Origin of the sequence: Bradyrhizobium sp. sBnM-33, assembly GCF_032917945.1 — a bacterium.
GTDB lineage: Bacteria > Pseudomonadota > Alphaproteobacteria > Rhizobiales > Xanthobacteraceae > Bradyrhizobium.
Window position 1 is genome coordinate 4910787 of the sequence record NZ_CP136624.1, and the last position, 25795, is coordinate 4936581.

Consider the following 25795-nt stretch of genomic DNA (forward strand, 5'->3'; position numbering starts at 1 on the left):
CTCGTGAGGCAAAATTGTGCCCACCAGCCGCTGATGGTTCCCCGTTCGAAGTACCGGTCCGGCCATGAGGCAAGGCTGGAGTGGCCGATCAGGTCGCTGTTCTAGCTAAGATGCTGTTCACAAACAGCTTTCGGGCTGTCTGTCGGAAGGCGAACAAGTCCAGGAATCAGGTTAGGCCGAGCGAGTTTCCAAAAGATTAATTAACCGTTGCGTAAGACCCCGGGGTTTTCCGTTAATTGGCCGCATTTGTGCGTCGCACAACAATTGTTGACTTTATTGTGCAGTGCACATATAAGAAGCATGTCAGGGGGCCGGGACCTCCCGGCAATCGAAACGCTCAGTCTGGGAAAAGGACTCCATGATGGTCAAGATTGAAGACATTCAGAACTACGGCAAAGAGCATCTCGAATCGGTTGCCGCTTCCGCAACCAACCTGCAAAGCGGCGTTCAGGCGATCGCGAGCGCCTACGGCGACTACGCCAAGAAGTCGTTCGAAGACACAAAGTCGTTTGTCGAAAAGCTCTCCGGCGTGAAGTCGCTGGACAAGGCTCTCGAAGCCCAGACCGAATTTGCGCGTTCTTCCTACGAAACCTTTGTCGCAGAGTCGCAGAAGATTGCCGGCCTCTACACTGATCTCGCCAAGCAGACCTACAAGCCGTACGAAGGCCTGGTCGCGAAGTTCACGCCGGCCGCGCACTAATTCGCCGCTCTATATTTCGAAAGCAAAAAGCCCGGCCGTAACGGCCGGGCTTTTTCTTTCCGCCTCGATGGAGGCGCCTATTTCGCGACGCGCAGCTTGGCCAGCGACTGGCCGATCGAGTTGAACGCCGACGCGGTCTCGCCGGCGGACTTGATGTGATAGAATTTATCCGCACCGCTGGCGCATTCCTTGAGCACGGCAGACTCCGCGTCCCCGCCGGTATTGACCTGGACGGTGTAGATCGTGATGTTGTGCGGCGCCGCCTTGGCGTTTGCGCACAGGATCTTCTGGCGAGCATCGATCTGCGAGGTGTCGTTGGTGAAGCGGTTTTGCGTGTTCAGACCGTCCGACAGCAGGACGATGGCATCCTTGTACTCATAGTTCGCCGTGTCCTTGGCCGGGGCATTGAACGGCGGCACGCCTACGCCGAGCGTCAGCCAGGCCCACGCCATACCGATGCCCTGGTTGGTATTACCGGTGGGCTGCAATTTGTCGATCTCCGACTTGAGCGTGGCCCAGTCGTAGCTCAGCGGCACGATCTTTCCTAGGTAGGGGGTGTTGCCCGATTTGCAGTAATTTTCGCCATTGCCGATATATTCCTCGGCAACGACCATCGTCGGAGCATTGGACGAGGTCGGAGGCGTGTTCATGGTGTCGAAGTTCTTGTCGCGGTCAGTGACGCAGCCGGTCCATTTGCTCCTGTCCGGCGTCCAGGTCCTACCGTTGTTCTTGCAAGTAGTCCTGTCAGTGTAACTGGACTGGCTGCACGTGCCCCAAGTGTTGGTAGCACTCTGAGTGTCCCACCGCGACCAGTCCATCCAGCTCTCGTTGACATAGCTCGTGCCGAGGTTGACGTCCTTGGCGAAGGGAACAATCGAGATGTAGATGTCGCCGTTGTTCTTTGCGAGCTTGCTCAACTGATCGACCAGGCTCTTGGCGGCCGTCTGCATGGCCGGCATCTTGCCATCCCAAGCCATCGACCCCGTCACGTCGAGCGCCATCGCCACCCGCATGCGCACGTTGCCCCAGGCCGAGGTGGAACTGGTATTGAAGCCCATGGTCGGGAAACCGGCGACCCGCATGAGAGTGGTATCCACGGCGCCGGAGCCGTTAATCAGGATGGTCGAGCCGCTGCCGGAGGTTTGGGTATGGCTTGCCGAGATCGTGATCGATTTGGCTTCCGGGTTGGTATAGAGGGCCTTGAAATACGCGTCTGCCTTCGCCGGGATTTCCGAGGTCGAGATGGTGCCCGCGGTCAGGTCCTTCGCGAGCATCAGCGCGGTGGAATCGAGGGCGGCCTGCATCGAGGAGCGGGCGCTGTTGGCGCGGGTGTAATCAACTGCCGCGCCGACGAAAGCGATGATCGGGAGTACCGCGATCCCGAACAGGATCGCGATGTTGCCCTCATTGGCGCCGGCAAACCGGCTGGCAGCCGCGCGAATGCGACGGAATACGACTGTATCGAGCATGGCCTCACCGCAAATGTGATTTCTACGGGCATTTCCGCCCGGGCCGCTAAACAGGCGGTAAACCGGTTCCGCTAAAAACAGGTCAAAGCCGGTGCACCGCCGGGCCGGTCGCCAAAAGACCCCGGTATGCTCAACGGCGGCTAAACGGCACGTCGCCGTCCTTTGTCAAATCCGACAGAAACGATTAACCTTGGTCCGGAGAGCCGAGCCGGGAATCGGGCCGATCGCGGGACGTGGCAGGGCGACATCAATGCGCTTGCGGAGATCCGGCGACGGACCCATATTCCAGGTGCCGATCCGACCAACGGGTCGGACCGGGAGCGGCGATCTGGAATAAGCGTTACTGGGTACCAGGCGGTGGCTCACGTCAGAGTCGACCGCATGTGGGCCAGGATGCGCTCTCCGGTCATCCCTTTTGGAATTTCGAACGCCTGAGCCATGTTGCAGTCAACCTTCAAAGCTTGTCCGTCCGTGCCGGCAAAGTCATCTTCTGCTCCCCGAATGAGCAATGACGAGAACCGCAACGCCGGAACCGGCGGACCATCAACGTCGGTCATCACCAAGGTCAAGCCGAAGACCAAGCGTCCGAACCTCTATCGCGTCCTTATTCTGAACGATGACTACACGCCGATGGAGTTCGTCGTTCATGTGCTGGAGAAATTCTTCCAGAAGGACGCCGAAGCGGCCACCAAGATCATGCTCCATGTCCATCACCACGGGATCGGTGAGTGCGGCGTGTTCACCTACGAAATTGCCGAGACCAAGGTCACGCAGGTGATGGACTTTGCGCGCAAGCACCAGCATCCACTGCAATGTGTGATGGAAAAGAAATAGCCGCGCGTGGCTCTCGATCCGGCCGGAGATAAGGAACGGGATTGCATTGATCGGTGTTGACGGAGGCCGACCGTATTCCCGATAATTTTTCGGGCGGAGGTCGCGTGCCGCCGCCGTGGTGCCGCGAATTTAGAGGAAAACCACGCTTGCGGAACCGGTCTTTCGCCACGATCGTGTGTAACTATATGACAGGGGATGACGAAGGTTGTTGTTGCCTCACCGGGTAATGGCGATCATGATGACCGGGGGCCATAGAGGACGCGAATGCCAACTTTTTCCCAAAGCCTTGAACAATCCCTGCATCGTGCATTGGCGATTGCAAACGAGCGCCATCATCAATATGCGACGCTCGAACATCTTCTGCTGTCGCTGATCGATGACTCGGATGCGGCTGCGGTGATGCGCGCCTGCAGCGTCGATCTCGACAAGCTGCGCACCAGCCTCGTCAATTATCTCGAGACCGAATTCGAAAATCTGGTGACTGACGGAGCCGATGACGCGAAGCCGACGGCCGGTTTCCAGCGCGTGATCCAGCGCGCGGTGATACACGTTCAGTCATCGGGGCGCGAGGAAGTGACCGGTGCCAACGTGCTGATCGCGATTTTCGCGGAGCGCGAAAGTCACGCCGCCTATTTCCTGCAGGAGCAGGACATGACGCGGTACGACGCGGTTAATTACATCAGCCATGGCATCGCCAAGCGGCCGGGCGTCTCCGAAGCGCGCCCCGTGCGCGGCGTCGACGAGGAGACCGAGGCCAAGGGCAACGAGGACGCCAAGAAGAAGGGCGAAGCGCTCGAGACCTATTGCGTCAACCTCAACAAGAAGGCGCGGGACGGCAAGATCGATCCGGTGATCGGGCGCAATGCCGAGATCAACCGTGCCATCCAGGTGTTGTGCCGCCGGCAGAAGAACAATCCGCTGTTCGTGGGCGAGGCCGGCGTCGGCAAGACCGCGATTGCGGAAGGGCTTGCCAAGCGCATCGTCGATTCCGAAGTGCCCGAGGTGCTGGCTGCCGCCACCGTGTTCTCGCTCGACATGGGCACGCTGCTCGCCGGCACCCGCTACCGCGGCGATTTCGAGGAGCGGCTGAAGCAGGTTTTGAAGGAACTGGAGGCGCACCCGAACGCGATCCTGTTCATCGATGAAATCCACACCGTGATCGGCGCCGGCGCCACCTCCGGCGGCGCGATGGACGCGTCCAACCTGCTGAAGCCGGCGCTGGCTTCGGGCACGATCCGCTGCATGGGTTCGACGACCTACAAGGAATACCGTCAGCATTTCGAGAAGGACCGCGCGCTGGTGCGCCGGTTCCAGAAGATCGACGTCAACGAGCCGACGGTGGAGGACGCGATTGCAATCCTGAAGGGGTTGAAACCCTATTTCGAGGATTACCACCGGCTGAAATACACCAATGAGGCGATCGAGGCGGCGGTGCAATTGTCGTCGCGCTACATCCACGACCGCAAGCTGCCGGACAAGGCGATCGACGTGATCGACGAGTCGGGCGCGGCGCAGATGCTGGTCGCGGAGAACCGGCGCAAGAAGACGATCGGCATCAAGGAAATCGAGACCACCATCGCGACCATGGCGCGGATTCCGCCCAAGAGCGTGTCAAAGAACGATGCCGAGGTGCTGAAGCATCTCGAGCAGACGCTGAAGCGCGTGGTGTTCGGCCAGGACAAGGCGATCGAGTCGCTATCCGCCTCGATCAAGCTGGCGCGCGCCGGCCTGCGCGAGCCCGAGAAGCCGATCGGTTCATACCTGTTCTCCGGGCCGACCGGCGTCGGCAAGACCGAAGTGGCCAAGCAACTCGCGGCCTCGCTCGGCGTCGAGTTGCTGCGCTTCGACATGTCCGAATACATGGAGCGGCACACGGTGTCGCGCCTGATCGGCGCGCCTCCCGGCTATGTCGGCTTCGACCAGGGCGGGCTGTTGACCGACGGCGTGGACCAGCATCCGCATTGCGTGGTGCTGCTCGACGAAATCGAGAAGGCGCATCCGGATCTCTACAACGTGCTGCTGCAGATCATGGACCACGGCCGGCTCACCGACCATAACGGCAAGCAGGTCAATTTCCGCAACGTGATCCTGATCATGACCACGAATGCGGGCGCCGCCGACCTCGCGCGTCAGGCCTTCGGCTTCACGCGCAACAAGCGGGAAGGCGACGACCACGAGGCGATCAACCGGCAGTTCGCGCCGGAATTCCGCAACCGGCTGGACGCGATCGTCTCGTTCGCCCATCTCAACGCCGACGTCATCGGCATGGTGGTCGAGAAGTTCGTGCTGCAGCTTGAGGCGCAGCTCGCCGATCGCGACGTCACGATCGAGCTGTCGGAACCCGCCAAGGCCTGGCTGATCGAGCATGGCTATGACGAGCAGATGGGCGCGCGGCCGATGGCGCGCGTGATCCAGGAGCACATCAAGAAGCCGCTCGCCGATGAGGTGCTGTTCGGTCAGCTCAAGGGCGGTGGCCATGTCCGCGTCGTGCTGGTCAAGGACGAGGCCGCCGGGGAAGGCAAGGACAAGATCGGCTTTGAGTTCGTCGAAGGGCCGGTCACGCCCAAGCCGGAAAAGCTGCCGGTGTCGCGCAAGCGCAAACCGAAGCCGGGCGGCCCCAACGGCGGTGGCGGCTCCAAGGGGCCGGCCTCGAAGGGGCCGCTGGTCAAGGTCTGATCGCGGTTCGACCGAGAGACGCGACGAGAGAATGCAAAAAGGCCGGCTCGACAGCCGGCCTTTTTCTGTAGCGCCTTGCAGCTTCAGCGCTCGCCGAGCAGTTCGTCGATCCGGCGCTGGAGCTGCCGCTTTTTGATCTCGCTTCGGCGCAGCCGCTCCTCGAGATCGGAGACCGGCTCGGCCGGGCTTTCCGCCCTGAATGCGACGCCGACAAAATTGTCGCGCCACCAAACGACCCTGGCGAGGAAAGAGCGACCCTTGCGCGCGATGCGCAGCGAGAGCTGTTCTTTCGGCAATTGGACGTCATTGCTGAATTCGATTGTAGCGCCGTGATCGGAAATATTGCGGACGATGCATTCGTGCGTCGCGCCGCGTTCGCCGATCTCGGCGACGCCGCCATACATCACCTTGTCGCGCACGCTCTCGCGCCGTTCCCGCATTGAAAGTCTCCCAAAGAAGTGAGGAGACTTTTACCCCGGTTTGTTGCCCGTAAAAGTCCGGCGGACGCAAAATGCGGCGTTAACGTAAATTAACGGCGGTTCCGATAGCGGGTATTTTCGGAGCAATTGCAACGCAAAAAAGCCGCGCGCAGCGGAGGGGCGGCGGATCCACCTGCAAGCCATGATCGTTTGACTAACGTTTCCACCGCAATGCGCAATCCCGGATTGCAAACTGCCATGCAAAGAGGTCGGTTTCTTCGCGCCGTATGGTGCACGGTGTCGCTTTTGTGCTCAGTTGCGAACGCCTTCGCGGAGGACGCGGGCGAGGCTACCCGGTCGAGCGCGACGGCTAGCCAAAAGCCGCCCACCGCGCGCGAGAGCGAGGCGCGCGAAGCGATGTGCCTGATGATTGAGTCGGCGGCGAGGGCGTCGGACCTGCCGCTGGAGTTCTTCGCGCGCGTGATCTGGCAGGAGAGCCGCTTTCAGCCGGATGCGGTTGGGCCGGTGACGCGGAGCGGGGCGCGGGCGCAGGGAATTGCGCAGTTCATGCCGGGAACGGCCAACGAACGCGGCCTGCTCGATCCCTTCAATCCCGTGCAGGCGCTGCCGAAGTCGGCTGAGTTTCTCGACGAGTTGCGCCAGCAATTCGGCAATCTCGGGCTCGCGGCGGCAGCCTATAATGCCGGCCCGCGGCGCGTGCAGGAATGGCTGGCCGGCACTGGCGGGATGCCGCAGGAAACCCGCAACTACGTCGTCGCTATCACAGGCTCCACGGTGGAGGAGTGGGCGAAGGCGGGAAAGGACGGCAAGCAGCCCGAACGTATCAAGGCATCGAGCTGCCGCGAATTGATGGCGCTCTTGAAGCAGGCGCCCAATCCCTTTATCGCCGGGCTGGAGCAGCGCGTGAAGCTGGCGGCCGCGAAGGTGTGGGGCGTGCAGCTCGCCGCCGGCTTTTCCCGCGACAAGGCGCTCGCGATGTATGGGCGCGCGGTCTCGCGGCTTGCGAGCCTGATCGGCAATCGCGACCCCAGCATCCTCGCCTCGCGCCTGCGCAGCCGCGGCCCGGCGACATTCTACCAAGTGCGCTTCGGCGCAGACACACGCGGCGAGGCCGACGATCTCTGCAACCGCATTCGCAAGGCGGGCGGCGCGTGTTTTGTGCTGAGAAACCGGGGTGTGCCGGGTTGAAGAAGTGGCGACTTGACGGTTAGCTTGAACACATGCTGGATTCCGAGGCGATCTTGAATGTCCCGATTGCACTGGATTGAGATGGCGGGTCGGCTCGCCATCATGGCCCGTCCTCGCGCCGATGATTGGTTGGAGTGGACGTTGGTGAATGGAAAACTTCCGGCGTCCATCTGGTCATAAGTCTCCTTGAGCCGGACGAGGTCACCGAACTTGGTTTGCAGCGGGAAGCTGAGCTTTGCCGCGCGAGTGGAATTGAATTCGTCTCCTTTCCGATTCCTGATCGTGGCGTGCCGGAGATTCAGCAGGCGTTGGGTATTGCGCGGTCCATCGCTGGCGGTCTTGCCGACGGCCGTTCGATCGCGGTTCACTGCAGGGCAGGGATCGGCAGAGCGTCCATTATCGCCGCGTGCGCAATGATCTGTCGGGGAATCGAGGTCGGCGAAGCGCTTGCTTTGATCAAAGCAGCTCGTGGCGTGATCGTGCCGGACACCGAGGAGCAACGTGACTGGGTTATCGCCTTTGACAAGGCCAGCCGAGCATCGCCGCAAATCGCATAGCCGCCCTGAGCGGAGCTTGGTTGACGCGCCCCGCATTCGTCAGCCCTATGCCCGTGACGACTCAAACTTACATCCGGTCATCCGTGGCGCTGCCTCCACTCTCTTCTCCCCAATGGAAAAGCCCCATCCGCGCCTTCGCGTGGGGCATGAGTTCGGTCGCATCCACCGTGCTGACGCTGGTGCTGTTTGCGACCTATCTCGGCATCGGCGCTCTGGCCCATGACAGCCACTTCAGCCTCGGCTGGGTGCTCGGCAGCACATTGCTGGTCTGGGCTGGTCCGGCGCAGATCATCTTGATTTCGACGCTCGGCTCCGGGGCAACCGCGGTGCAGGCGGCGATTGCGGTGACGGTGAGCGCGATCCGCCTGTTTCCAATGGTGGTGTCGGTGCTGCCGCTGATGAAGACGTCCAAGACCAGGCGCCGCCACCTCGTGCTGGTGACGCATTTCATTGCCGTCACGCTTTGGGTCGAATGCTATCGGCTGCTGCCAAAAGTGCCGCGCGAGCGGCGGATTGCGTTCACGCACGGCCTGGGCTGCGGACTTGTCACTGTATGCATGATCGCGACTGCGCTTGGCTACGCACTTGCCGCCAAACTGCCGCCGCTGTTCGCGCCGGCGATCCTGCTGCTGACGCCGTTGGCGTTCCTGCTTTCGACGGCGCGCAACTGCAAGCAGATATCGGATGTGCTGGCGCTAGTGCTGGGTCTGGCGTTGTTTCCGCTGGTGTCGATGCTGCATACCGGCGTCGATATCCTGATTAGCGGCGTCACGGCTGGCAGCATTGCCTACGCCGTGCACTGGTGGCGGGAGAGGGCGCGCGCATGAGCGAGTTTTTCGGCAGCCCGCACGCGCTGTTGGTGCTCGTGCTCGCGGGCTTCCTGCCTAACGAGGTCTGGCGGATGGCCGGGCTGTGGTTCGGCGCCGGCGTCGACGAGGGCTCGGAAGTCCTGGTGTGGGTGAGGGCGGTGGCGACCGCGATCCTCGCCGGTGTCATTGCGCAAATCCTGGTGCAGCCGCCGGGCGCGCTGGCCGGCGTGCCGGACTGGCTGCGCTACGGCGCGGTCGCTGCCGGCTTTGCGGTGTTCATGCTGACGCGACGCTCGATCTTTGCCGGCGTAGTCTCCGGCGAGATCATCCTTCTGGCCGGCAAATGGTGGCTCGGTTGATTGCATGGCCCATAATCCGGTACTGTCCCGCGCGCAAGAAAAGTTGCACGCGATCGGTGCCCATCTCACTGGATTAGGCAATGGTTCAGGACACCAAACTCCGCGAGGGCGAAGTTACCGTCGAGATGCCGCCGGTCCGTGATGCCGGACTGGTGTTCATCGGCCGCATCCGCACGCCCTGGAAATCGCGGCTGGAGACGCCACGGCAGGGCCGCCATGACGGCCCGGTTTGTCGCCTTGAGATTTTCGAGCCGTGGGTGCCCGCTATCAAGGGCGTCGAATTCTATGAAAATCTCGAAGTGATCTATTGGCTGCATCACTCGCGCCGCGATCTGGTGCTGCAGAGCCCGAAGAACAACCGGAAAACCCGCGGCACCTTCTCGCTGCGCTCGCCGGTGCGGCCTAATCCGATCGGCACCTCGGTCGTCAAGTTCGTCGGGGTCGAAGGCAACACGATCCTGGTGCGCGGCCTCGACTGCCTCGACGAAACGCCGCTGCTGGACGTCAAGCCGGACCGCTGCGAGTTCTCGCCGCTGGCGCAGCCGAAGAGCGGGGATTTGGAGGGGGAGTAGGCTTGCGTAGCCCGGATGGAGCGCAGCGTAATCCGGGGCCGGTGTTGCAAACGTCGCATAATTCCCCGGATTACGCTTCGCTCCATCCGGGCTACGTGAACTACCCCAGCGCCGCCATCAGCTTGGTCGCGTTGTCCTCCAGTACCTTCACATCTTCCTTGCGGCTTGCGGGCGGCAGCAGCGCCACACCATCGTGGCGCGGCATCACGTGCATGTGCAAATGGAACACGACTTGCCCGCCGGCTGGCTCGTTGAATTGCTGCACGGTGATGCCATCGGCGTTGAAGGCCTCCATCGCGGCGGCGGCGATCTTGTGGGCGGCGCGCGCGACGTGGGCGTAATCCTCGGGACTGATGTCGAGGATGTTGCGGGCAGGGGCTTTTGGGATCACCAGCGTATGGCCCGGCGAACGCGGCATGATGTCGAGGAACGCCAGCACGTGGTCGTCCTCGTAGACCTTGTGGCAGGGAAACTCGCCGCGCAAGATTTTTGCGAAAGGGTTGTTGGGGTCATAGGCGGGCATGGGCTTCTTTTCCTCAAGGTTTGATCTCAAATCTCACGTCGCCAGCTCAACCGGTCAAGTCTCGTCGGCGGCCTTGCGGAACGGGCCGGCCTCGGTCAGTTCGCGTCCGACCTCGGCCACATAGGCGCGCTCGCGCTTCAGGTAGTCGGCAATCGCGCGGCGCAAATCGGGATCGGCGATGAAATGCGCGGAGTAGGTGGTTTGCGGCAGGTAACCGCGGGCCAGCTTGTGTTCGCCCTGCGCGCCGGCCTCGACGACCTTCAGGCCGCGCTGGATTGCAAAATCGATCGCCTGATAGTAGCAGACCTCGAAATGCAAGAATGGGTGATGCTCGACGGCGCCCCAATTACGGCCGAACAGTGTGTCCGATCCGATGAAATTGATGGCGCCCGCGATCCAGCGACCTTTGCGTTTGGCCATCACCAGGAGCACGTCGCGGCTCATGCTCTCGCCGATCATCGAGAAGAATTTGCGGGTGAGGTAGGGGCGGCCCCATTTGCGCGAGCCGGTCTCCATATAGAACGCGAAGAATGCGTCCCAGGCTTCCTCCGTGATATCGGCTCCGGTCAGGTGGTGGATGGTGATCCCGGCGGCCACTGCCTCGCGGCGTTCGCGCTTGATTGCCTTGCGGTGGCGCGAATTCAGCGAGTTCAGAAAATCGTCAAAACTACCGTAGCCATCGTTGTGCCAGTGAAACTGCTGGTCGTTCCGCAGCAGGAAGCCGTGCTGGCCCAACAACTTCGCTTCCGCCTCGCGGGCAAAAGTCACGTGCACGGAGGAGGCGTTGGTCGCGTTGCACAGCGCCATTAGCCCGCGCGCCAGCGCCGAGCCGATCTGCTCGCGATCGACACCGTCGCGGATCAGAAGCCGGGGCCCGGTGGCAGGCGTGAACGGCACCGAGACCTGCAGTTTCGGATAATAACGTCCGCCGGCGCGCTCATAAGCATCCGCCCAGCCGCGGTCAAAGACATATTCGCCTTGCGAATGCGTTTTCAGATAGCAGGGCACGATGCCGGCGATCTCGCCGTCGAGCCGTGCCAGAAGATGCCGGGGACCCCAGCCGGTGCGGGCGCAGGCCGAGCCGGAAACCTCGGCGGCAGCAAAAAACGCGTGGGAAACGAAAGGGTTATAGGCTGGCTTGCAGGAATCGCTTTGAGATCCGTTTGCGGCCAGCGTGTCGAGATTGTCGAGGCTGTGCGGGTTCGGCTTCGGATTGGCGCAGGCGTCCCAGTCCGCAGCCTTGATGTCGCTGACGGAGGGAACGGCTTCGAGGGTGATTTCGGATGACGCCATCTAGAAATTCAAACCGGTCCCATCATGCGATCAGCCATCGCCCATGTGACCAACGCCTTGCAAAGATCGTGCATCAAGCGGGCGAGTTCAAGGTGGGCGGCCACGCATCAGGTTCCCGGCAGGAACTCCTCGAAGATGATCTGGTCGGCATAGCGCGCGGCGCGCGCGCGCTGCTCGGGCGTGCGCACGGTCCAGGCGAGCAGCGGCAGGCCGAAGACGTTGCGGGCGATCCAGGGCGCGGCCGCGGGCAGCTCATTCACCCAATAGGCGACGAAATGCGGCCGGGTGCGGAAGGCATGGCGCAGATGCGTCATGCCGCGGCGCTGTTCCGCTGACGCTTCCGGCCACTCCTCGGCGGTATAGTCATGTTCGGCCACAATGCCGCGCGCGCGGCCGGGGATCAGTTCGCGCAACGCCACCACCTGATCCGGATCGAAGGACATGCCGACCGCCGGGCCGTCATAGGAGGCGAGCACCTCTGCCATCCGTTTCACCAGCCGGCGGTCGCCGTCGAAATGGCTTTTCACCTCGATCACCAGCGGCACGCGGCCGGCGACCAGCGCGCAGAGATCACCGAGCGTCATCATCCGTTCCGGCGTGTTCTTGAAACTGACGGCCTTAAGTTCGGACGCGGTCATGCCGAGCAACGCGCCGGAGCCCTCGGTGAGGCGGCCGAGCGCATTGTCGTGATGGACCATCGCCTCGCCATCCGACGAAAGCTGAATGTCGCATTCGATGGCGAAATTATCGTCGACGGCGGCCTGCGCGGCCGCCGGCATGTTTTCGACGATGCCGCGCGAAATATCATGCAGGCCGCGATGGGCCACGGGCCGTGCCGTCAGCCAGTCCGGCGCACGCACGAGAGGACGCTCCGATCAGGATACCTCGAAGATGGCGTCGACCTCGACGGCCGCGTCCGAGGGGAGCGAGGCGACGCCGACGGTGGTGCGGGCGTGCCGGCCCTTGTCGCCGAATGCGGTGACCATCAGGTCGGAGGCGCCGTTGAGCACCTTGGGCCCGTCGAGGAAGTCAGGCGCGGAATTGATGAAGCCGCCGAGCCGGACCACGCGGACCACCTTGTCGAGATCGCCGAGCGCCGCCTTGATCTGGGCCAGCAGATTGACGCCGCAGCCCTGTGCTGCGGCGTAGCCCTGTTCGATCGTGACGCCAGCCCCGAGCTTGCCCTTGGCGATCAGCTTGCCTTCGGCGTTGGCGCAGACCTGGCCGGAGACGAACAGCAGGTTTCCCGAGCGCACGAAGCCGACATAGTTCGCCATGGGGGTGCGCGGCTCGTTCAGCGTGATGCCTTGTGCCGCCAGCTTCTGTTCGACCGTACCCGCCATGCTTTGCGTCTCCGCTTGATGTGACCGTTCCTGACCTGCGGTCAGGCGTGCATTGTTTCGCGCATCGCGCTTTTTCTTGCAAGCGACGTGGAGCTGCGTCCAGCATGGCGATCGAGGCGGATCGTACCCGAAAATGCCAAAAGCGGCGCGCCTCGGCCTCGAATTCTTGCGTTTTCGTGGCACTGCCCTAGTTGCGACGCAATGGACCCGTCACTAATGTAGTCGAATCTCCCGCGAGGAAAAATAGGACATGGCTAGCTCGTTCCCGATTCCGGTTCGTGCTTTGGTGTTTTCGGCTGCGGCCACTTTGCTCTCAGGCTTCGCAAACGGACCGGCGCTGGCGGGCGCCAGCGGGCCGTTTCTCGCCCATCAGGCGCTGTATGAATTGAAGCTGGTCAAGTCGCGCGGATCCAACGCGATATCGGGTGCGCGCGGGCGCATTCTCTACAATTTTTCAGGCAGCGCCTGCGAAGGCTACACTTCCGAATTCCGCCAGGTGTCCGAACTCGATAGCGGCGAGGGCAGGCTGACGCTGAGCGATCTTCGCTCGCATTCCTGGGAAGATGCCGCCGGCAAGAGCTATCGCTTCAAGATCGACACCCGCATGAACGATACCGATTCCGCGCCGATCGACGGCGTGGCGGAACGGGTCGGCGACCGCATCAGGGTCAAGCTGAAGCAGCCGGTTGCGAAGACGTTCGAGCTCGACGGCAAGGTCGTGTTCCCGACCGAGCAGATCCAGCATATCATCGCCGCCGCGCGCGCAGGTAAATCGGTGCTGGAGCTGATGGTCTATGACGGCTCGGATAATGGCGAGAAGGTCTACAACACGCTGTCGGTGATCGGGAAGCCGATCCCGGGCACCCAAAGCATTGCATCGCCCGACCCGTCGACCGTCAACGACCAGATGAAGGCGCTGACCCGCTGGCCCGTGACCGTGAGCTATTACGACCGCGACACCAAGGCGAAAGACGGTGAGCAGACGCCGGTTTACGCGATGTCGTTCGAGCTCTTTGAGAACGGCGTCTCCCGCGCGCTGGTGCTCGATTACAATGATTTCGTGATTGCGGGTGCAATGGGCCGGTTCGACGTCAGGGATTCCAAGCCGTGTAAGTGACGTCCCCTCGAGACGTTCGCGACCGGAGACCGCGCGGGTGTCTCAAACTTTTGCTTGATGTCATCCGGCGCATGAAGTCGCCGGGCTTCAATCCGAGCGCCTTGACAGCTGGCGCCGCAAGCGGCCCCCAGGCCTCGACCCTTTCGTTCGGGGCCATCATGGCTGCGATGATTGCCTCGGCCTTTGCTGGATCCTGTTCAGCCATAGTAGACCGAACGAACGGGCGAACCGCCTCCTAACGGTTCAGTCGTCGCGAGGACAACCTGACCATCCCCGCGAGCCCGCGGTGCAGCAACGGCCATGCGAGATCGGCGCGCCCATCTTGTATTGTTCCGGCCCAGCACCAATTACGAATGGTAGGATGCAGAATCGCTCTGGGAGCGAGGACGTGGCCAGCAAAAAAATGCCAGACGGAGGACTTCCGGTCATCGCGCACTTTGAAGTGCGCCACCGCAATTACCTCGCGCCAGACGGCTCGATTAACCGACCGCTCCCCCCATTCGCCTCCGATGCCGGCCTCCTCACGGCGCTCTATCGAGCGATGATGCTGCTGCGCAACTTTGACCGAAAGGCTGTTGCGTTGCAGCGCACCGGCCGGCTTGGGACATACGCTGTTTCACTCGGCCAGGAGGCGGTGTCGGTTAGCGTAGCCAGTGCGATGCGCGAAGAGGACGTCCTGTTGCCCTCCTATCGCGACAATGGTGCGCTGATCTGGCGTGGGGTCAAGCTGGAGGAAATTCTGCTGTTCTGGGGAGGGGACGAGCGGGGCAATCACTTCTCCGGACCGGTTCAGGATTTTCCGTTTTGCGTTCCGGTGGGATCGCAGGCGCCGCATGCCGCCGGCGTTGCCTATGCCTTCAAGCTTCGCAAGCAGCCGCGTGTCGCCGTATGCATGTTCGGCGATGGCGCTACTTCGAAGGGTGATGTCTACGAGGCGATGAATTTTGCCGGGGTGCACAAAATGCCGGTCGTGTTCGTGGCCACCAACAATCAATGGGCTATTTCTGTTCCGTTACGACTACAGACCGGTTGTGAAACGCTGGCGCAGAAAGCCATCGCGGCCGGCTTCATCGGCGAGCAGGTGGACGGCAGCGATGTTGTGGCGATGCGCGCCGCGGCCGAAGATGCCATTGCCGCCGCCCGGGAGGGGCAAGGCCCGCGCTTCATCGAGGCAGTCACCTACCGGCTCGGCGATCATACGACCTCCGATGACGCGTTACGTTATCGTTCGGCTGACGAAGTCCAGGCCCGTTGGAAGGAAGAGCCGATTACGCGCCTGAGGAGCTATCTCGTCGGCCAAAAAATGTGGAGCAAGGCGGAGGAAGAACAGCTCGCCGCGGAGTGCCATGAGCGCGTCGAGGCGGCGGTTGAGCGCTACCTGGCAGCGGAGCCACGTCGACCCGAAACCATGTTTGATCATCTCTATGCCGAATTGCCCGAGGTCTACGCCGCGCAACGCCGCGAACTCGCGGGAGAGGGCGATGCCTGAAATGACGTTGGTCGAAGCCGTCAATCTGGCGCTTGCCCGCGCGATGGAAGATGATCCTGATGTCGTTGTGCTTGGCGAAGATGTCGGCATCAATGGCGGCGTCTTCCGCGCGACCGTCGGGCTGCAAGCGCGTTTCGGCCCCGAGCGCGTCCTCGATACGCCGCTTGCCGAACTCCTGATCAGCGGACTCTGCGTCGGCATGGCGGCGCAGAGGTTGAAGCCTGTTGGCGAGATCCAGTTCATGGGATTTCTGTATCCCTGCATCGATCAACTGGTGAACCATGCCTCCCGAATCCGCAACCGCACCCAGGGACGGCTCACCTGCCCAATGGTTCTGCGTACGCCGCACGGCGCCGGCATTCGCGCGCCGGAACATCATTCCGAAAGCACCGAGGCGATGCTCGCCCATATCCCAGGCTTGCGCGTCGTCATTCCCTCGTCGCCGGATCGCGCATACGGACTGCTGCTCGCCGCGATCCGCGATCCAGATCCGGTGGTGTTTCTTGAGCCGACCCGCATCTACCGCGCGGCGAAAGGCGAGGTGGAAGACAATGGTGAGGCTTTACCGCTGGATGTCGCCTTTGTCCTGCGGGAGGGCCGCGACGTCACACTGATCAGTTGGGGGGCGATGCTGAAAGAAACCATGGCGGCGGCCGACGCGCTGGCCGCCGACGGCATCGCCGCCGAGGTGATCGATCTCGCCACGCTCAAGCCTTACGACGAAGCCACGGTGCTCGGTTCGGTCGCGAAAACAGGGCGGTGTGTCATCGTCCACGAGGCGACACGCACCGGCGGATTCGGCGCCGAGATCGCGGCGCTGATCGCCGAGCGCGCTCTGACCTCTCTGCTCGCACCGGTGGCCCGGGTCACCGGCTACGATACGGTCATTCCGATGGCGCGGCTTGAGCAACACATGATGCCATCGGTCGGTCGTATCGTCACGGCCGCGCGCAAAGCGTGCCAGTTCAGTTGATTGCAAGCGAGTTTGTCCCATGCGCCAGTTCGTATTGCCGGATCTGGGAGAGGGTCTCGAAGAGGCGGAGATCGTGAACTGGTATGTCAACGAAGGCGACCACGTCGTTACCGATCAGCCACTGGTTTCGGTCGAAACCGACAAAGCCGTCGTCGAGGTGCCGTCACCTTCGAGCGGACGCATCCTGCATCTGTTTGGCGCCAAGGGAGATGTGGTGAAGGTGGGCGCGCCGCTTGTCGAGTTTGCCGAAGGCCCCGAGCAAGACACCGGCACCATTGTCGGCGAACTTGGCGGTGGCGAGCCGCCGGCGGCGGCAGCGACAACTTCCGGGCCAGCGGCTGGACAGAAAGCCCAGGTGTTTCCGGCGGTACGCGCGCTCGCCCGCAAACTCGATGTCGATCTCGATCTGGTCGAAGCCACAGGACCCGGCGGCACCATCACGCGTGCGGATGTGGAACGGGCTGCCAAGGGCTTGCCCCATACCGGACCTGCCGAACCCTTGCGCGGTTTGCGGCGCGCGATGGCTCAGCGCATGACGGCGGCTCACGCCGAGATCGTCCCGGCCAGCGTCACCGACCAGGCCGATATCGACGATTGGCGAACCGGCGAGGACGTGACCATCCGACTGGTGCGCGCGATCGCTGTCGCCTGCAAGGCACAGCCTTCGCTCAATGCCTGGTACAATTCCGGCGCTGGTGAAAGGCGTCTGATCGACCGTATCGACCTCGGCATTGCCGTCGATACCGGGGGTGGCCTTATCGTTCCTGTGTTGCGCAATGTCGCAGAGCAGGACGTCAAGGACTTGCGAGCCGGGCTTGACCGCATGCGGGCTGACGCAGTCGCGCGCTCAATACCTCCGGGAGAGCTGCGCGGAGCCACGATTACGCTGTCGAACTTCGGGATGATCGGAGGCCGTTTCGCCAACCTGATCGTGGTACCGCCGCAAGTGGCGATCATAGGCGCCGGCCGGATTACCCAAGGGGTGGTCGCGTATCGGGGCCAGCCGGCGGTGAGGCGCGTGCTGCCGTTGTCGCTCACGTTTGACCATCGCGTTGTGACAGGCGGTGAAGCCGCTCGCTTCCTCGTAGCGCTCAAAGCGGACCTTGAGCAGTTTTCGTGAGATAGCCGTGCGCAGGGTACCATATGCGGATGATGAGGGGTCGTCCTCGCAGCCGTCCAGCATTGCGAGAACCGCTCTGGTCGAGAGCGCCGGACCCGGATACGCTTCGGCCGAACCAATGCACGTCAGGGAGGCGCAAACATGAGCAAGCTCGAAAAACTTCGGCCAAGCGGCCTTCACCACAATCCGGCTTACTCCCACGTCGTCGTCGCCTCGGGCGCGCGCACGATCTACATCGCGGGACAGGTCTCCACCGACGAGGAGGGGCGGGTGGTCGGCGAGGGTGATATAGCCGCGCAGACGACGCAGGTGATGCACAATATTGGCCTGGCGCTGAAAGCCGCCGGCGCGAGTTATGCTGATATCGTGAAGATCACGACTTTCGTCGTCGGCTACAAGCCTGAACTCCGTCCCATCATCGGCAAGGCGCGCTCGGCCTTCTTTGAGGGCATGGAGCCGCCGGCGAGCACGCTCGTCGGTGTAACGGCGCTCGCGGCCCCGGAATGGCTGATCGAGATTGAGGCGGTGGCCGTCGTCGATTGAGCTTTTTTCTGTCATTGCGAGGAGCGATAGCGACGAAGCAATCCATCTCTCCCCTTGTGGCGCTATGGATTGCTTCGCGGAGCCTGTCATCCGGCGGCGCTTTGCGCCGACCGGGTGGCTCGCAATGACGGGGAGAGAGTGATCTACCCCTCCTCCTCATCTTCTTCCTGCGCGGGCCCATTATACGCGATGCCCCGGATCACCGCGGCATTGCCGAACTTTTTCCGCAAGTCATCCATCGCGCGCTCGGCGTGGGCCGAGCGGCGGTCGAGCATGTCGCTGTCGTCTCCTCGCGATCCCTCGCGCAAGGCGCTGACGCCGGTGCCCATCAGGCGGAAGGCGGTGCCGTCGATCTCCTTTGCCAGCATTTCGCGCGACACCGCAAAGATTTTCGCGGCGAGTTGGGTCGGCGCCTGAATCGATTGCGAGCGGGTCCGCTGCCTGAAATCGGCGGTCTTCAGCTTCAGCGTGATGGTGCAGCCGGCCAGGTTGCCGTTCTTCAGCCGCGACGACACCTTTTCCGACAGCCGCCACAACAGCCGTTCCAGCGTGGCGAAATCGCGGATGTCGTTTTCGAACGTGGTTTCGCTCGATATCGTCTTGGCGCCGCGGTCAGGCACCACGCTGCGGTCGTCGATGCCGCGCGCCAGCCGCCACAGCCTGCGACCTTCGCCGCCGAACTGCTTCATCAGCTCGACCTCGTCGGCGCGCTGCAGATCGGCAATGGTGCGAAAGCCGCGCTGCAGCAGCTTTTCCTGGGTCGCGGGCCCGACGCCGTAGATGAAGCCGACCGGCTTGTCGGCGAGCATCTCGCGCGCTTCGATCTGGTCGAGGGCGGCAAAGCCGCGCGGCTTGTCGAGATCGGAGGCGATCTTGGCCAGGAACTTGTTGCAGGACAGGCCGACGGAAACCGTGATGCCGATGTCGCGCTCGACCTCGCGGGCAAAGCGCGCCAGCACTTTTGCGGGGATCATGCCGTGAACACGCTGCGTGCCGGAAAGATCGAGAAACGCCTCGTCGATCGAGAGCGGTTCCACCAGCGGCGTCAGCGTTTGCATGGCATGCCGCACCTCGCGGCCGACGCGGACATATTTGGCCATATTTGGCGGGATCACGGCTGCCTGGGGGCAGAGCGCCAGCGCTTTAAACATCGGCATTGCCGAGCGCACGCCATAAGTCCGCGAGACATAACAGGCAGCCGACACGACGCCGCGCTTGCCGCCGCCGATGATCACGGGCTTGTCGGCAAGTTCCGGATTGTCGCGCTTCTCAACCGTGGCATAGAACGCGTCGCAATCGATATGCGCCAGCGTCAGCGAGGGCAGGGCATGGTGGCGGACTAGGCGCGGGGAACCGCATTCATTGCATCGCCTTGCCTTGATATCGAGGTCGCTGAGGCAATCCCGGCAGAACGCGCGCGGACCGTCTGGTGCTCCCATTCCGCAGTTCGCACGCATTTGCCGCACCACCTTATGCGAACTGCGGAATGACAAGGAGCACCAGCAAATTATGTTTGCCAGCGCGGCTCTTAGAATTTGAAGTTCCTACGAAGAGGTTACTGCGAGTCTGGTAGGAACTTCAAATTCGCCGCACTGGTGATGCCGCGGGCGCGCTCACGGCACGTCGCGCTCCCAGTGCGGATCGCCAAGCACCTGACGGGCGGCGGCGATATTGGTCGGGTGAAGTTGCGAGGCGCTCGCAAACGCCTTCACGGTTGCGTCGTCGCGCAGCACGAAATCGAGCACTGAGGCCAGAAATTGCGGGTCGGCGGCCGCGGTGCGCAGCGTCTCCGGACCGATGCCGCTTTCAGCCAGGAACAAGCCTAGCCTTTCAGGATCGCCGGCAATAAAACTCAGCGCCTGAACCGCAACGATTTCAGCCACTTCGCGGGGGTTGTGAACAGGCTTTTTCAACAGATCATTTGCCTTTCCGTTAACTTATGGGCTCTAATTTGGAACCATCATGCCCGAGTCTGCGGAGTGCGTTCAAGCAATTGGAAACCGCTTCGTAAAAGTTGGTGCATCGATTTAACGGCTTAGAGCGAAATCTGGCGCTAGTTTGAATTCAGTTTTCGACAGGGGGCGGCGGCGGTGCAGGACGTGCCGAAAGGCCGGACTTGTTTCCTTAAGGTGAGGGAGGGACGGGATGGCGAAAACCGTCCTGATCGTGGAGGACAACGAGCTCAACATGAAGCTCTTTCGCGATCTGTTGGAAGCTCATGGCTATCAAACCTCCGGCACCAGCAATGGTTTCGAGGCGCTCGATCTCGTCCGCAAGCTGCGCCCTGATCTGATCCTGATGGATATCCAGCTTCCGCAGGTATCGGGCCTGGAAGTGACGCGCTGGATCAAGGACGATCCGGAGTTGCGCGCCATTCCGGTGGTTGCCGTCACCGCGTTTGCGATGAAGGGCGATGAAGAGCGCATCCGCGAAGGCGGCTGCGAGGCGTATCTGTCCAAACCAATTTCCGTCGGCAAGTTTATTGAAACCGTGCGGCGTTTTATCGGGTAGGGTGAGTTTCGATGTCTGCGCGTATCCTTGTCGTCGATGACGTTCCTGCGAACGTCAAGCTTCTGGAAGCCCGGCTGTCAGCCGAATATTTTGATGTGCTGACCGCTTCCAACGGCGCCGAGGCGCTCGACCTCTGTTCGCGCTCCGAATGCGACATCATCCTGCTCGACGTCATGATGCCGGACATGGATGGTTTCGAGGTCTGTCGCCGGCTGAAATCCAACCCCGCCACCCATTTCATTCCCGTCGTGATCGTCACCGCGCTTGATAGCCCGTCTGATCGCGTCCGCGGGCTGGAATCCGGGGCCGACGACTTTCTCACCAAGCCGGTATCCGACATCGTTCTGATCGCGCGCGTTCGGTCACTGACGCGGCTGAAGATGATGACCGATGAGCTGCGCATGCGCGCCATCACCTCGCTCGAGATCGGCATGGAAGCGCCCGAGCGCAGCGCGATTGCCGACAAGGGCGTCGGCGGGCGGATCCTTTTGGTCGACGACCGGCCATCGTCCTACGAGCGGCTGGCGCCGATCCTTGCCGCCGAGCACACCGTCGATGTCGAAGTCAATCCAGCGGAAGCGCTGTTTCACGCCGCTGACGGCAACTACGATTTGCTGATCGTCTCTCTCAGCCTGGAAAATTACGACGGCCTGCGGCTGTGCAGCCAGGCGCGCTCGCTGGAGCGCACCCGCCAGCTGCCCATTCTCGCCATCTCCGACGCCGACAACAATGCGCGGTTGCTGCGCGGGCTCGAAATCGGCGTCAACGATTATCTCCTGCGTCCCGTTGACAAGAACGAACTGCTGGCACGGGCGCGCACCCAGATCCGCAAGCGGCGCTATACCGATCATCTGCGCGACAATGTGCAGAACTCGATCGAAATGGCGATCACCGACGCGCTGACCGGTCTGCACAACCGCCGCTACATGGAAAGCCATCTCTCGACGCTGGCCGAGCAGGCCTCGAGCCGCGGTAAGCCGCTCGCGCTGATGATCCTCGACATCGACTTCTTCAAATCCATCAACGATACCTACGGCCACGACGCCGGCGACGACGTGTTGCGCGAATTTGCCGTGCGCATCCGCAAGTCGATCCGCGGCATCGATCTCGCCTGCCGCTATGGCGGCGAGGAATTCGTCATCGTGATGCCGGAAACCGACCTGACCGTCGCCGGCATGGTCGCCGAGCGCCTGCGCCGCTCGATCGCCGGCGAAACCTTTGCCGTCAACAAGGGCACTAAGCGGATCGACGTCACGATCTCGATCGGCCTGGCCACGCTGGACCGCAAGGGCGAGCCGGTCGCCGACGTGCTCAAGCGCGCCGACACCGCGCTCTACCGCGCCAAGCACGACGGGCGGAACCGCGTGGTATCAGCGGCGGCGTAGTCTTCATCGCGCAGTTGCACCGCCTTACTCGGTCGTCATACCCCGCGAAAGCGGGGTATCCAGTACGCCGCGGCGTCTCCGTTCAATAACTAGCGTCTCTGGAATACTGGGTCACCCGCTTTCGCGCGTGACGACAGTCTTTGTGCGGACGTTACGCCGACACACGCATCCCTTCGGCGTTCTGCCGCACCGCCTCATACGCCAGCCGCTTGAACTCGAACGAGAATGGATGGACGAACGCCATCTGGCGCTGCGCCATCATCACGCCGGCCATGTTGCGCTTCGGCGAGATCCACCATTGGGTGCCGGCAACGCCGCCCCAATACAGTTCACCTGCGGCGTCGGGGTGATCGAACGCCGAGGGCTTCAGGATCAATCCGCCAGCCAGGGTATAGGCCTTTCCGGGCTGCTCACCCATCATGGCAAAACGGATCCACTGGCCCTCGGGCAATTGGTTGGTCAGCATCAACGCGATCGTCTCGGGCTTGAGCAAGGTCGGCCCGCCGGGCAGCAGGCTTCGGAAGCGCGACCATGTCGGGCAGGGTTGAGACCAGACCGCCGCCGCCGCTCAGTCTTGCGATCGGGCGCAGATAGGCGCCGGGGAAGGGCGAGTTGTCGGTTCGGGTCAATCCCGGCTTCATCGGCTCCATCAGGTCCGCACCGGCGTAATAGGCAACGAGCCGTCCCTGATGCTTTTCCGGCACGACGAAGCCGGTGTCGACCATGCCGAGCGGGTCGAGAATCCGCGCCCGGATGAACTTGTCGAAACTCTGGCCGCTGATGACTTCGACCAGCCGCGACAGCACGTCGGTGGCCAGCGAATATTCCCACGACGTGCCCGGTTGATAGATCAGCGGCAGGTCGGTCAGCACGTCCACCATTTCAGCCAGCGTCGTTATGGGATTATGGACGCCGCGCTCGTTGAGCGCCTTGTAGATGGCAGTGCCCGGATCGAAGAAGCCGTAACTCAGGCCTGAACTGTGGCTGAGCAACTGACGAATGGTGATCGAGCTCTTCGCCGGTTCGGTGTCGTCAAGCGAGGTGGCGCCGGGCCGCAGCACCTTGCGATTTCCGAGCTGCGGAATGAATTTTTCGATTGCGTCGTCGAGCTTGAGTTTACCTTCCTCGAACAGCAAGAGCACGGCGCAGGAGGTGATCAGCTTGGTGTTGGAGAAAACGCGGAAGATGTGATCGGTGCGGAGCGGCGTCTGCGCTTCCTTGTCGGCCCAGCCGACGCAATTCACGTCGACGAGGTCGCGCCCGACCATGACCGCCCAGGAAATGCCTGACAGCAGGTTGTTATCGATATAGCGCTGCATAGCCGCGCGTGCCGGTTTAAAGTCGTAACCTTTGGCGGTCACTTTCAGGTTTTCCATTTTCACTTCCACTTGTCGCCGCTTTCTATGGCGTCGACCCCTTGCGAACGCAGGGACCCATAACCACCGATGCTGCTTGTAGCAAAGGTGATTACCACATCGGCCCATTGAAAAGCCACGGCGTATGGGTTCCTGCGTTCGCAGGGACGACGGTGTGACGGGTTGCCAGCCTCATGCAATTGACGAGTGCCGGGGCTTCTTCGTCCTTTTCTTCGCGGCCATACTGGTCCCGCCCACCTTCACCCCCGCATTCCTGAGCAGCACCGTTGCCGCTTCCTTTGCCGCGCGCGCCATCGCGGGATCGTTGCGGACGAGATCCTGCGCGATCGAGCCGTCGACCAGCAGAGCGAGCTGCGTCGCCAGCGCGTCCGCTTCCGCGACGCCGAGCTGCACCAGCAGGTCGCGAAACCAGAGGCGGCGGCTTTCCTTGAACTCGACCGCAACCTTCCGGACCGACCGATCTTCGCCGAGTTCTGCGACTGCGTTGACGAACGGACAGCCGCGAAAATCTTTTGCCGAAAAGCGCCGCTCCAGCGAATCGAAAGTGCCGAGAATCTGCTCGACTGGAGACTTGTCTGATGGCCGCGGCGCCACGAAGCGCCGCGCCAGATAGGCCGAGATAAGCGCATCCTTGGAGGGAAAATGATTGTAGAGCGTGCGCTTGCTGATGCCGATTTCGGCGGCGATAGTATCGACGCCGACTGCGCGAATCCCCTGCAGATAGAACAGCCTATCTGCGGTTTCCAGAATCCGTTCCTTCATCGCCGTTTTGGCGGGCAGGGGAGCCATGCGATTGCGAGGGTCCTGTTTGCTTGACAGCAGCGCGCCTTATAGCTCAGTTACACAGGTCTGTGTACCCATTTCAGATGTCGATTGCAGGACGCGGCGTTCGAATCGCGCCCCTTCGGGAGAATAAAAACAATGGCGCTGCTGCAAATCCTGCGTCCGACGCTGCCCATTCTGATCGGCGCATCCATCATGCTGACGCTGAGCATGGGGCTGCGGCAGTCGCTCGGCATTTTCATGCAGCCGCTGACGCAGGATATCAGAATATCGATTTCCGACTTCACGCTGGCGATCGCGGTGCAAAACCTCGCCTGGGGATTTTTGCAGCCGCTCGCCGGGGCGCTGACAGTGCGCTACGGCTTTCGCGCCATCATGGTGGTCGGCGCGCTGCTCTATGTCGCCGGCCTTGCCTTGATGGCGGCTGCGAACGGCGTTCTCGCCGTGATGATCGGCGGCGGCGTGTTGATCGGCACGTCGCTGGCATGTACCGCGGCGGCGATTGCGATGTCGGTTGCAGCCCGTGCCGTTCCAGCGTCGGTGCGCTCCACAGTGCTCGGCCTGGTGTCGGGCGCCGGGTCCCTCGGCGCGCTGTTGTCGGCGCCGATGGGGCAGATGCTCAATGAAGGTTACGGCTGGCGAATGGGGCTGGTCGGCTTCGTGGTGCTGTCGCTCCTGATGATTCCCGCGGCCTGGTATGCGGGCAGAGTGGACAAAATCCCGTTGCCCAAGCCGTCGGACGACGAGATCGGCGACACTTCGGCCACCGCCGCAACGAAGATAGCCTTCTCCAACGCGTCCTTCGTGGTGATGACCGGCGCCTATTTCGTCTGCGGCATGCAGCTCGTCTTTCTCACCACGCACCTGCCGTCCTATCTCGCGATCTGCGGCATGGACCCGATGCTCAGCGCGCAGACGCTCGGCATGATCGGCGGCTTCAACGTGCTCGGCAGCATCTTCTTCGGCTGGGCCGGCCAGCGCTGGAACAAGCTGGCGCTGCTCGGCGGCATCTACATCTTTCGCTCGATCGCGCTCGCCTGGTATTTCACGCTGCCGCCGACGCCGGCAACCACGCTGCTGTTCGGCGCCATCATGGGCTTTCTGTGGATGGGCGTCGGCCCGCTGGTCGCGGGCGCGGTGGCGGAAATGTTCGGCCTGAAATGGCAGGCGATGATCCAGGGGCTCGCCTTCATGAGCCACCAAATCGGCAGCTTCCTCGGCGCATTCGGGGGCGGTGTGCTCTACGACGCGCTCGGCTCCTACACCATGGCCTGGCGGATCGGCGTCGCGCTTGGGTTAGCCGGCGGCATCGTCCAGGTGGCCTTCGCGCTGATCCGGCCGGGTGGGCCGCCGCAGATGCAAGCGGCGTAGTCTCGTTCCCCGGATGCTGCGCAGCGCGCCGCTCTTAGCAGCGTGGTGCGCTGCTAATCCGGGGTCCATCCGCGCTACTGTGGGTCCCGGTTCTGCGGTGCACCGCGTCCGGGACACGAAAGCGCGGAATCAAAAAACGGGGCCGCAAGGCCCCGTTCAAAACCGTCAGCGATTGGCTCGCTTACTTGATCTTCGCTTCGCGGAATTCGACGTGCTTGCGCGCGACCGGGTCGTACTTCTTCTTGACCAGCTTGTCGGTCATGGTGCGCGAATTCTTCTTGGCGACGTAATAGAAGCCGGTATCCGCCGAGGAAACGAGCTTGACCTTGATGGTGACCGCTTTGGCCATGTTCAGAACCTCAAA

The 25795-nt window shown here is 62.3% G+C and carries 28 protein-coding genes; 16 read left to right on the forward strand and 12 right to left on the reverse strand.

Annotation, left to right across the window (positions count from 1 at the left end):
- Positions 1 to 361 precede the first annotated feature (361 nt).
- Positions 362 to 700, forward strand: coding sequence for a phasin family protein (locus RX328_RS22805; protein ID WP_213252073.1), 339 nt, complete (start codon positions 362 to 364; stop codon positions 698 to 700).
- Positions 701 to 777: 77 nt separating this feature from the next.
- On the opposite strand, the gene RX328_RS22810 is transcribed toward RX328_RS22805, so the two are convergent.
- A complete protein-coding gene (locus RX328_RS22810) occupies positions 778 to 2169 on the reverse strand; it encodes a vWA domain-containing protein (RefSeq protein WP_213252058.1) in 1392 nt (463 codons plus the stop codon).
- A 501-nt stretch (positions 2170 to 2670) separates the two neighbouring features.
- On the opposite strand from RX328_RS22810, the gene clpS reads away from it, so the two are divergent.
- Positions 2671 to 3003: an ATP-dependent Clp protease adapter ClpS gene (gene clpS, locus RX328_RS22815; protein WP_028345585.1), complete on the forward strand. Its 333-nt coding sequence runs from the start codon at positions 2671 to 2673 to the stop codon at positions 3001 to 3003.
- A 264-nt stretch (positions 3004 to 3267) separates the two neighbouring features.
- The gene (gene clpA, locus RX328_RS22820) at positions 3268 to 5679 is read left to right on the forward strand and encodes an ATP-dependent Clp protease ATP-binding subunit ClpA (protein WP_213252057.1); all 2412 of its coding nucleotides are present in this window, start codon (positions 3268 to 3270) and stop codon (positions 5677 to 5679) included.
- An 83-nt stretch (positions 5680 to 5762) separates the two neighbouring features.
- On the opposite strand, the gene RX328_RS22825 is transcribed toward clpA, so the two are convergent.
- Positions 5763 to 6119: a PilZ domain-containing protein gene (locus RX328_RS22825; RefSeq protein WP_213252056.1), complete on the reverse strand. Its 357-nt coding sequence runs from the start codon at positions 6117 to 6119 to the stop codon at positions 5763 to 5765.
- Positions 6120 to 6356: 237 nt separating this feature from the next.
- On the opposite strand from RX328_RS22825, the gene RX328_RS22830 reads away from it, so the two are divergent.
- The 5 genes from RX328_RS22830 to tsaA all read left to right on the forward strand — a co-directional run bounded on the left by RX328_RS22830 (position 6357) and on the right by tsaA (position 9604).
- Entirely contained in the window at positions 6357 to 7307 is a 951-nt protein-coding gene (locus tag RX328_RS22830; protein ID WP_213252055.1) for a lytic transglycosylase domain-containing protein, read from the forward strand.
- A gap of 134 nt (positions 7308 to 7441) precedes the next feature.
- Positions 7442 to 7864 (forward strand): dual specificity protein phosphatase family protein, encoded by a 423-nt coding sequence (locus tag RX328_RS22835; protein ID WP_213252054.1) that lies wholly within the window; start codon positions 7442 to 7444, stop codon positions 7862 to 7864.
- An 83-nt stretch (positions 7865 to 7947) separates the two neighbouring features.
- Entirely contained in the window at positions 7948 to 8691 is a 744-nt protein-coding gene (locus RX328_RS22840; RefSeq protein ID WP_213252072.1) for an AzlC family ABC transporter permease, read from the forward strand.
- Positions 8688 to 9032 (forward strand): AzlD domain-containing protein, encoded by a 345-nt coding sequence (locus RX328_RS22845; RefSeq protein WP_213252053.1) that lies wholly within the window; start codon positions 8688 to 8690, stop codon positions 9030 to 9032. The genes RX328_RS22840 and RX328_RS22845 overlap by 4 nt, the downstream gene beginning before the upstream one ends.
- A gap of 80 nt (positions 9033 to 9112) precedes the next feature.
- Positions 9113 to 9604, forward strand: coding sequence for a tRNA (N6-threonylcarbamoyladenosine(37)-N6)-methyltransferase TrmO (tsaA, locus tag RX328_RS22850; protein WP_213252052.1), 492 nt, complete (start codon positions 9113 to 9115; stop codon positions 9602 to 9604).
- A 100-nt stretch (positions 9605 to 9704) separates the two neighbouring features.
- Here the strand turns inward: tsaA and RX328_RS22855 are convergent, their stop codons facing one another.
- The 4 genes from RX328_RS22855 to RX328_RS22870 all read right to left on the reverse strand — a co-directional run bounded on the left by RX328_RS22855 (position 9705) and on the right by RX328_RS22870 (position 12763).
- Positions 9705 to 10127 (reverse strand): HIT domain-containing protein, encoded by a 423-nt coding sequence (locus RX328_RS22855; protein ID WP_213252051.1) that lies wholly within the window; start codon positions 10125 to 10127, stop codon positions 9705 to 9707.
- Positions 10128 to 10181: 54 nt separating this feature from the next.
- The gene (locus RX328_RS22860; protein ID WP_213252050.1) at positions 10182 to 11420 is read right to left on the reverse strand and encodes a GNAT family N-acetyltransferase; all 1239 of its coding nucleotides are present in this window, start codon (positions 11418 to 11420) and stop codon (positions 10182 to 10184) included.
- Between the two features lie 107 nt (positions 11421 to 11527).
- Positions 11528 to 12280, reverse strand: a complete 753-nt coding sequence (locus RX328_RS22865; RefSeq protein ID WP_213252049.1) for a glycerophosphodiester phosphodiesterase family protein — start codon at positions 12278 to 12280, stop codon at positions 11528 to 11530.
- 15 nt (positions 12281 to 12295) lie between these two features.
- Entirely contained in the window at positions 12296 to 12763 is a 468-nt protein-coding gene (locus tag RX328_RS22870; RefSeq protein ID WP_213252048.1) for a RidA family protein, read from the reverse strand.
- A 250-nt stretch (positions 12764 to 13013) separates the two neighbouring features.
- Here RX328_RS22870 and RX328_RS22875 point away from each other — a divergent pair, with 250 nt between their 5' ends.
- The 5 genes from RX328_RS22875 (at position 13014) to RX328_RS22895 (ending at position 18005) form a co-directional block, all read left to right on the forward strand.
- Positions 13014 to 13880 carry a cell envelope integrity EipB family protein gene (locus RX328_RS22875; protein WP_213252047.1) on the forward strand — a complete coding sequence of 289 codons (867 nt, stop codon included), beginning with the start codon at positions 13014 to 13016 and terminating at the stop codon, positions 13878 to 13880.
- Positions 13881 to 14283: 403 nt separating this feature from the next.
- Positions 14284 to 15369, forward strand: a complete 1086-nt coding sequence (gene pdhA, locus RX328_RS22880; protein ID WP_213252071.1) for a pyruvate dehydrogenase (acetyl-transferring) E1 component subunit alpha — start codon at positions 14284 to 14286, stop codon at positions 15367 to 15369.
- Entirely contained in the window at positions 15362 to 16342 is a 981-nt protein-coding gene (locus RX328_RS22885) for an alpha-ketoacid dehydrogenase subunit beta (RefSeq protein WP_213252046.1), read from the forward strand. The genes pdhA and RX328_RS22885 overlap by 8 nt, the downstream gene beginning before the upstream one ends.
- A gap of 19 nt (positions 16343 to 16361) precedes the next feature.
- Positions 16362 to 17462, forward strand: a complete 1101-nt coding sequence (locus tag RX328_RS22890; RefSeq protein WP_213252045.1) for a dihydrolipoamide acetyltransferase family protein — start codon at positions 16362 to 16364, stop codon at positions 17460 to 17462.
- Between the two features lie 141 nt (positions 17463 to 17603).
- A complete protein-coding gene (locus RX328_RS22895) occupies positions 17604 to 18005 on the forward strand; it encodes a RidA family protein (protein ID WP_213252044.1) in 402 nt (133 codons plus the stop codon).
- A 143-nt stretch (positions 18006 to 18148) separates the two neighbouring features.
- Here the strand turns inward: RX328_RS22895 and RX328_RS22900 are convergent, their stop codons facing one another.
- The gene (locus tag RX328_RS22900; protein ID WP_213252043.1) at positions 18149 to 19444 is read right to left on the reverse strand and encodes a DNA polymerase IV; all 1296 of its coding nucleotides are present in this window, start codon (positions 19442 to 19444) and stop codon (positions 18149 to 18151) included.
- A 174-nt stretch (positions 19445 to 19618) separates the two neighbouring features.
- Positions 19619 to 19918 (reverse strand): DUF3572 domain-containing protein, encoded by a 300-nt coding sequence (locus tag RX328_RS22905; protein WP_213252042.1) that lies wholly within the window; start codon positions 19916 to 19918, stop codon positions 19619 to 19621.
- Positions 19919 to 20150: 232 nt separating this feature from the next.
- Between RX328_RS22905 and RX328_RS22910 the strand changes: the two genes are divergently transcribed.
- Together RX328_RS22910 and RX328_RS22915 are read left to right on the forward strand one after the other, a co-directional pair.
- Positions 20151 to 20516: a response regulator gene (locus RX328_RS22910; RefSeq protein WP_027538546.1), complete on the forward strand. Its 366-nt coding sequence runs from the start codon at positions 20151 to 20153 to the stop codon at positions 20514 to 20516.
- Positions 20517 to 20527: 11 nt separating this feature from the next.
- Positions 20528 to 21901 carry a PleD family two-component system response regulator gene (locus tag RX328_RS22915; protein WP_213252041.1) on the forward strand — a complete coding sequence of 458 codons (1374 nt, stop codon included), beginning with the start codon at positions 20528 to 20530 and terminating at the stop codon, positions 21899 to 21901.
- Positions 21902 to 22052: 151 nt separating this feature from the next.
- Here RX328_RS22915 and RX328_RS22920 read toward each other — a convergent pair whose 3' ends face one another.
- The 3 genes from RX328_RS22920 to RX328_RS22930 all read right to left on the reverse strand — a co-directional run bounded on the left by RX328_RS22920 (position 22053) and on the right by RX328_RS22930 (position 24066).
- The gene (locus tag RX328_RS22920; RefSeq protein ID WP_249726450.1) at positions 22053 to 22322 is read right to left on the reverse strand and encodes a hypothetical protein; all 270 of its coding nucleotides are present in this window, start codon (positions 22320 to 22322) and stop codon (positions 22053 to 22055) included.
- Positions 22312 to 23277 carry a serine hydrolase domain-containing protein gene (locus RX328_RS22925; RefSeq protein ID WP_249726449.1) on the reverse strand — a complete coding sequence of 322 codons (966 nt, stop codon included), beginning with the start codon at positions 23275 to 23277 and terminating at the stop codon, positions 22312 to 22314. Before RX328_RS22925 ends, RX328_RS22920 begins: the two co-directional genes overlap by 11 nt.
- 171 nt (positions 23278 to 23448) lie before the next feature.
- Positions 23449 to 24066: a TetR/AcrR family transcriptional regulator gene (locus tag RX328_RS22930; protein ID WP_213252040.1), complete on the reverse strand. Its 618-nt coding sequence runs from the start codon at positions 24064 to 24066 to the stop codon at positions 23449 to 23451.
- Positions 24067 to 24198: 132 nt separating this feature from the next.
- On the opposite strand from RX328_RS22930, the gene RX328_RS22935 reads away from it, so the two are divergent.
- Positions 24199 to 25431 carry an MFS transporter gene (locus RX328_RS22935; protein ID WP_213252039.1) on the forward strand — a complete coding sequence of 411 codons (1233 nt, stop codon included), beginning with the start codon at positions 24199 to 24201 and terminating at the stop codon, positions 25429 to 25431.
- Between the two features lie 181 nt (positions 25432 to 25612).
- Here RX328_RS22935 and rpmG read toward each other — a convergent pair whose 3' ends face one another.
- Positions 25613 to 25780: a 50S ribosomal protein L33 gene (gene rpmG / locus RX328_RS22940; RefSeq protein WP_007603295.1), complete on the reverse strand. Its 168-nt coding sequence runs from the start codon at positions 25778 to 25780 to the stop codon at positions 25613 to 25615.
- Between the last annotated feature and the right edge of the window lie 15 nt (positions 25781 to 25795).

What these genes read in the sequence shown, in the direction of transcription:
- rpmG (WP_007603295.1), bottom strand. Translation starts at nt 25,780, where the DNA reads ATGGCCAAAGCGGTCACCATCAAGGTCAAGCTCGTTTCCTCGGCGGAT.
- RX328_RS22870 (WP_213252048.1), bottom strand. Translation starts at nt 12,763, where the DNA reads ATGGCGGGTACGGTCGAACAGAAGCTGGCGGCACAAGGCATCACGCTG.
- RX328_RS22805 (WP_213252073.1), top strand. Translation starts at nt 362, where the DNA reads ATGGTCAAGATTGAAGACATTCAGAACTACGGCAAAGAGCATCTCGAA.
- RX328_RS22930 (WP_213252040.1), bottom strand. Translation starts at nt 24,066, where the DNA reads ATGGCTCCCCTGCCCGCCAAAACGGCGATGAAGGAACGGATTCTGGAA.
- RX328_RS22845 (WP_213252053.1), top strand. Translation starts at nt 8,688, where the DNA reads ATGAGCGAGTTTTTCGGCAGCCCGCACGCGCTGTTGGTGCTCGTGCTC.
- RX328_RS22915 (WP_213252041.1), top strand. Translation starts at nt 20,528, where the DNA reads ATGTCTGCGCGTATCCTTGTCGTCGATGACGTTCCTGCGAACGTCAAG.
- RX328_RS22830 (WP_213252055.1), top strand. Translation starts at nt 6,357, where the DNA reads ATGCAAAGAGGTCGGTTTCTTCGCGCCGTATGGTGCACGGTGTCGCTT.
- RX328_RS22935 (WP_213252039.1), top strand. Translation starts at nt 24,199, where the DNA reads ATGGCGCTGCTGCAAATCCTGCGTCCGACGCTGCCCATTCTGATCGGC.
- clpS (WP_028345585.1), top strand. Translation starts at nt 2,671, where the DNA reads ATGAGCAATGACGAGAACCGCAACGCCGGAACCGGCGGACCATCAACG.
- RX328_RS22810 (WP_213252058.1), bottom strand. Translation starts at nt 2,169, where the DNA reads ATGCTCGATACAGTCGTATTCCGTCGCATTCGCGCGGCTGCCAGCCGG.
- RX328_RS22920 (WP_249726450.1), bottom strand. Translation starts at nt 22,322, where the DNA reads ATGATGGGTGAGCAGCCCGGAAAGGCCTATACCCTGGCTGGCGGATTG.
- RX328_RS22885 (WP_213252046.1), top strand. Translation starts at nt 15,362, where the DNA reads ATGCCTGAAATGACGTTGGTCGAAGCCGTCAATCTGGCGCTTGCCCGC.
- RX328_RS22875 (WP_213252047.1), top strand. Translation starts at nt 13,014, where the DNA reads ATGGCTAGCTCGTTCCCGATTCCGGTTCGTGCTTTGGTGTTTTCGGCT.
- RX328_RS22860 (WP_213252050.1), bottom strand. Translation starts at nt 11,420, where the DNA reads ATGGCGTCATCCGAAATCACCCTCGAAGCCGTTCCCTCCGTCAGCGAC.
- RX328_RS22910 (WP_027538546.1), top strand. Translation starts at nt 20,151, where the DNA reads ATGGCGAAAACCGTCCTGATCGTGGAGGACAACGAGCTCAACATGAAG.
- RX328_RS22855 (WP_213252051.1), bottom strand. Translation starts at nt 10,127, where the DNA reads ATGCCCGCCTATGACCCCAACAACCCTTTCGCAAAAATCTTGCGCGGC.
- RX328_RS22925 (WP_249726449.1), bottom strand. Translation starts at nt 23,277, where the DNA reads ATGGAAAACCTGAAAGTGACCGCCAAAGGTTACGACTTTAAACCGGCA.
- clpA (WP_213252057.1), top strand. Translation starts at nt 3,268, where the DNA reads ATGCCAACTTTTTCCCAAAGCCTTGAACAATCCCTGCATCGTGCATTG.
- RX328_RS22900 (WP_213252043.1), bottom strand. Translation starts at nt 19,444, where the DNA reads ATGGGAGCACCAGACGGTCCGCGCGCGTTCTGCCGGGATTGCCTCAGC.
- RX328_RS22890 (WP_213252045.1), top strand. Translation starts at nt 16,362, where the DNA reads ATGCGCCAGTTCGTATTGCCGGATCTGGGAGAGGGTCTCGAAGAGGCG.
- tsaA (WP_213252052.1), top strand. Translation starts at nt 9,113, where the DNA reads ATGGTTCAGGACACCAAACTCCGCGAGGGCGAAGTTACCGTCGAGATG.
- RX328_RS22825 (WP_213252056.1), bottom strand. Translation starts at nt 6,119, where the DNA reads ATGCGGGAACGGCGCGAGAGCGTGCGCGACAAGGTGATGTATGGCGGC.
- pdhA (WP_213252071.1), top strand. Translation starts at nt 14,284, where the DNA reads ATGCCAGACGGAGGACTTCCGGTCATCGCGCACTTTGAAGTGCGCCAC.
- RX328_RS22895 (WP_213252044.1), top strand. Translation starts at nt 17,604, where the DNA reads ATGAGCAAGCTCGAAAAACTTCGGCCAAGCGGCCTTCACCACAATCCG.